The sequence below is a fragment of the Micromonospora sp. S-DT3-3-22 genome, assembly GCF_015354745.1.
Classification (GTDB): Bacteria; Actinomycetota; Actinomycetes; order Mycobacteriales; family Micromonosporaceae; genus Micromonospora; species Micromonospora wenchangensis.
This window is the reverse complement of the sequence record NZ_JACGMO010000231.1, coordinates 1-4,431: the sequence shown is the minus strand read 5'-3', so window position 1 is coordinate 4,431 and position 4,431 is coordinate 1. Positions and strand designations below refer to the sequence as shown.

2 protein-coding genes are annotated in these 4,431 nt (G+C 75.4%); both read left to right on the top strand.

From position 1 onward, the window contains the following. On the top strand, window positions 1-1,528 hold a 1,528-nt coding region (locus H1A17_RS33510; protein WP_194823769.1), incomplete at its 5' end, for an SDR family NAD(P)-dependent oxidoreductase. 52 nt (window positions 1,529-1,580) lie between these two features. Then, window positions 1,581-4,431, top strand: a 2,851-nt coding sequence (locus tag H1A17_RS33505; RefSeq protein WP_194823768.1) for a type I polyketide synthase, incomplete at its 3' end; no start/stop codon positions are given.

Below are 4,431 nucleotides of genomic sequence, written 5' to 3'. Positions count from 1 at the left end.
GACGGGCTGGCGAGGGTCCGTCGGGCACTGGTCGAGGGACGGGTGGAACCCCGGATGCTGGACAGTCGGGGTGGGGATCGCGCCGAAGCGGCTGGTCGCCCGGGAGAGCGTCCAGCCCGGACAGCGCGTCGACCCGGGCACGCTCGCCGGGATGCGGTTCCTGATCACCGGCGGCGGACCGGTCGGGGCGTACCTGGCGGAGCTGCTCGGCGCGCACGGCGCCGGCGGCCAGCTGGGGGTGCTCGACAGCGAGCAGGCCGACCAGGGCTTCGACGGGGTGCTGGTGCTCGACGGGCTGACCAACCTCGACGAGCCGCTGCTGCCCGCCGTGTTCCCGCTGTTGCAGCGGGCCCTGGCCGCCGGGCCGCGCTGGCTGCTCGCCGCCGGGGCGCAGGACGTCGCCGGCGCGGCCGACGGCATGCCCGGCCTGTTCCGCACGATCGCCCGCGAGTACCCGGGGCTGACCGCCCGGTTCGTGGCGGTGGACCCGGCGGCGACGCCGGAGGTGCTGGCCCGGCAGCTGCTCGACGAGCTGCTCACCGCCGCCGACGCCCCGGTGGTCGCCCGGCGTGGCGACGAGCGCTACGTCGCCGACCTGGTCCCGGTCGAGCTGGGCGCGCTGGCCGCCGGGGGTGCCGGGCCGGCCGGCGACGGGGTGTCCGAGGCCGCCGCGATCGGGTTGGAACGCGACTCGGTGGTGGTGCTGATCGGTGGGGCGCGGGGCATCACCCCGTGGTTCGCCCGGGCGCTCGCCTCGGCCAGCGGCTGCCGCATCGAGCTGGTCGGCCGTACCCCGTTGCCGTCCGGCCCGGAGGACCCGGAGCTGGCCGCCGCCACCGACCGCGCCGCGCTGGTCGGTGTGCTGGCCCGGCGGGGCCTGTCCTCGCCGGCCGAGATCTCCCGCACCGCCCAGGCCGTCCTGGCGGCCCGGGAGGTGACCTCGACGATCGCCGAGCTGACCGAGCTGGGTGGGGAGGTCCGCTACCACGCCCTGGACGTCCGGGACGTGGCGGCGACCCGGGTGCTGCTGGCCGCGATCCACGCCGAGTACGGCCGCCTCGACGGGGTGGTCTACGCCGCCGGGATCATCGAGGACAAGCTGATCGCCGAGAAGGACCCGGCGTCGTTCACCCGGGTCTTCGACACCAAGGTCGACGGGGCCCGGGGGCTGCTGGCGGGCCTCGACGCGCTGCCCGGCGCGCCGCGGTTCCTGGTCTTCTTCGGCAGCATCGCCGCCGCCTACGGCAACCGGGGACAGGCCGACTACGCGGCGGCCAACGACGCCCTGGACGCCATCGGCACCCGGTACGCGGCCCGAACCGGGGTACGCACAGTGACCGTCCACTGGGGCCCGTGGGCGCCCGGCGTCGGCCACGGCGGCATGGTCACCGCCGAGCTGAGCCGGGAGTACGCCCGGCGCGGCATCGGCCTGATCGACCCGGAGGAGGGCGCGCTGGCCCTGCTGCGCGAGCTGGCCTGGGCCGACGCGTCGGTCACCTCGGTCGTCTACACCGCCTCCGGGTGGTGAGGGCGTCGATGTGCCGTCCCGCCCCCACCCGCCCCACCCGTCGGAGGAACCGATGAACAACGGCGCCGCTGCGCCCGGCCAGATCGCGATCGTGGGGATGGCCGCCCTGATGCCCTCCGCCGGTGACCTGGAGAGCTACTGGCGCAACCTGATCGGCGGGGTCGACGCGATCACCGACGTCCCCACGCACCGCTGGGACGAGGAGTTCTACGACCCGGAGCAGTCCCACCGGGCCGACCGGATGTACTGCCGGCGCGGCGGGTTCGTCGACGAGTTCGCCACCTTCGAGCCGCTGCGGTTCGGGGTGATGCCCGCCTCGGTGGGCGACATCGAGCCGGACCAGCTGATCACGCTGGAGGTGGCCGCCGCGGCGATCGACGACGCGGGTGGCGGCGACCGGCTCCCGGCGCGCGACCGGATCGGCGTCATCCTCGGCCGGGGCGGCATCCTCAGCCCCGCCCAGGCCCGCTACGCCCAGCGGGTGCGGATGTCCAGCCAGGTGGTCAGCATCCTGCGGGAGCTGATCCCCGACGTCGACCCGGCCCGGCTGGAGCTGCTGCGCAAGAAGTTCGACGAGCGGCTCGGGCCGTACCAGCCGGAGGGGACGATCGGCCTGGTGCCGAACCTGGCCGCCTCCCGGGTGGCCAACCGGCTCGACCTGCGCGGCCCGGCGTACACCATCGACGCGGCCTGCGCGTCGTCGCTGATCGCCGTGGACCAGGGCATCACCGAGCTGCTCAACGGCCGGTTGGACGCGGTGCTCGCCGGTGGTGTGCACCACGTGCACGACATCAGCTTCTGGTCGGTGTTCAACCAGCTCCGGGCGCTGTCGCGGCGGGGCGAGATCCGTCCGTTCGACGCCGCCGCCGACGGGCTGCTGATCGGCGAGGGCACCGGCGTGGTGGTGCTCAAGCGGTACGCCGACGCGGTGCGCGACGGCGACCGGGTGTACGCGGTGATCCGGGGCAGCGGGGTGTCCAGCGACGGCAAGTCGGCGAGCATGTTCAACCCGGCGGTCTCCGGTCAGGTGCTGGCGATCCGGCGGGCCTGGGAGTCCGCCGGGCTCGACCCGACCGCCCCGGACGCGCTGGGGCTGCTGGAGGCGCACGGCACCGGCACCCCGACCGGGGACGCCGCCGAGCTGACCACGGTGGCGGAGGTGTTCGGCCCGTACACCGGTGGGCCGCGTCCGGTGATCGGCTCGGTGAAGTCGATGATCGGGCACACCATGCCGGCGGCCGGGGTGGCCGGCCTGATCAAGGCGGCGCTCGCGGTGCACCGGGGGGTGCTGCCGCCGACGCTGCACTGCGAGACACCGCGCAAGGAGATGGCGGCGACCCGGTTCGCGCCGATCGACACCGCCCGGCCGTGGGAGAGCGACGGCCCGCGCCGGGCCGGGGTCAACGCGTTCGGGTTCGGTGGGATCAACGCCCACCTGATCATCGAGCAGGCCCCGGTGTCGGTGGGTGAGCCGGTGGTGGGGCTGACCGCACCGGCCGCCGGCCGGGCCGTGGTCGACGAGCCGGACCAGGTGCTCTGGCTGGCCGCGTCGGACCCGGCCGGGCTCGCCGAGCTGCTGGACCGCGACGACCAGGAGGTACGCCGGATCGGCGTCGAGCTGGCCGCCCGCTCCGGCGGCGACTCCCCGGGGACGGCCCGGTTGGGCATCGTCAACCCGACCGACAAGCTGCTCGCGGTGGCCCGCAAGACGGTGGCCCGGGGGCAGGCGTGGCGGGGCGGGCGGGACATCTGGTTCAGTCCCCGACCGCTGCTCGGCGCGGGGGCGGGCAGGCTCGCGTTCGTCTTCCCCGGCCTGGAGGCGGAGTTCGCCCCCCGGACCGCCGACCTGGCAGCCCACTTCGGCCTGCCGGACCGCGAGTGGTCCGCCGCCGACCTGGGCCGGCACGGCGCCGGCCTGATCGAGGTGGGCAAGCTGCTCGACACCGCGCTGACCCGGATCGGGGTACGACCCGACGCGGTCGCCGGGCACAGCATCGGCGAGTGGACCGCCGCCGCGGTCAGCGGCCAGATCAGCACCGCCGCGATGGACGAGTTCCTCGACCTGTTCAACGCCGACTCGGTGGAGGTCTCCGGGTACGTCTTCGCGGCCGTCGGGGCCGGCGCGGACCGGGTCGCCCCGCTGCTCGGCGACTACCCGGGGGTGGTCCTGTCGCACGACAACGCCCCGGCGCAGTCGGTGGTGAACGGCCCGGAGCCGCAGGTCGACCGCCTCGTCGAGGCGCTGCGTACCCGCAACATCCTGTGCCAGAAGCTGCCGTTCCGGTCGGCGTTCCACACCCCCGCCTTCGCCGACGGGCTCACCTCGATCGGCGCCGCCCTGGGCCGCTGGGAGGTGCACCCGACCCGGATGCCGGTGTGGTCGGCGACCCTGCACGCGCCGTTCCCGGCCGACGAGGAGGAGGTCAACCGGATCTTCGTCCGGCACATGATGGAGCCGGTCTGGTTCCGGCAGACCGTCGAGGCCATGTACGCCGCCGGGTTCCGGGTGTTCCTCCAGGTCGGTGCGGGGCAGCTCGCCTCGCTGATCGGGGACAACCTGCGCGGACGCGAGCACCTGGCGATGCCGGTGAACACCGCGCACCGCAGCGGGTTGAACCAGTTGCGCCGGGTCGCCACCGCCCTGTGGGTGGAGGGGGCGGCACCGGACCTGGGCGCGCTGTCCGCGCGGGGCACCGCCGCGCCGGTGGCCACGACCGGTCGTACCCCGGCCACGGGTGGTGCCGACGGCACCGCGAAGGCCGGCGGCCGGCGGGGTCCCCGGTTGAAGCTCGACCTCGGTGGGCCGCTGGTCCGCCTCGGCGCGGACGCCGCCGGCCTGCTCGGGGTCACCGTGTCCGACGGGTCGGCGGCGACGCCGGGTGCCGGCGACGGCGTCGCCCGGC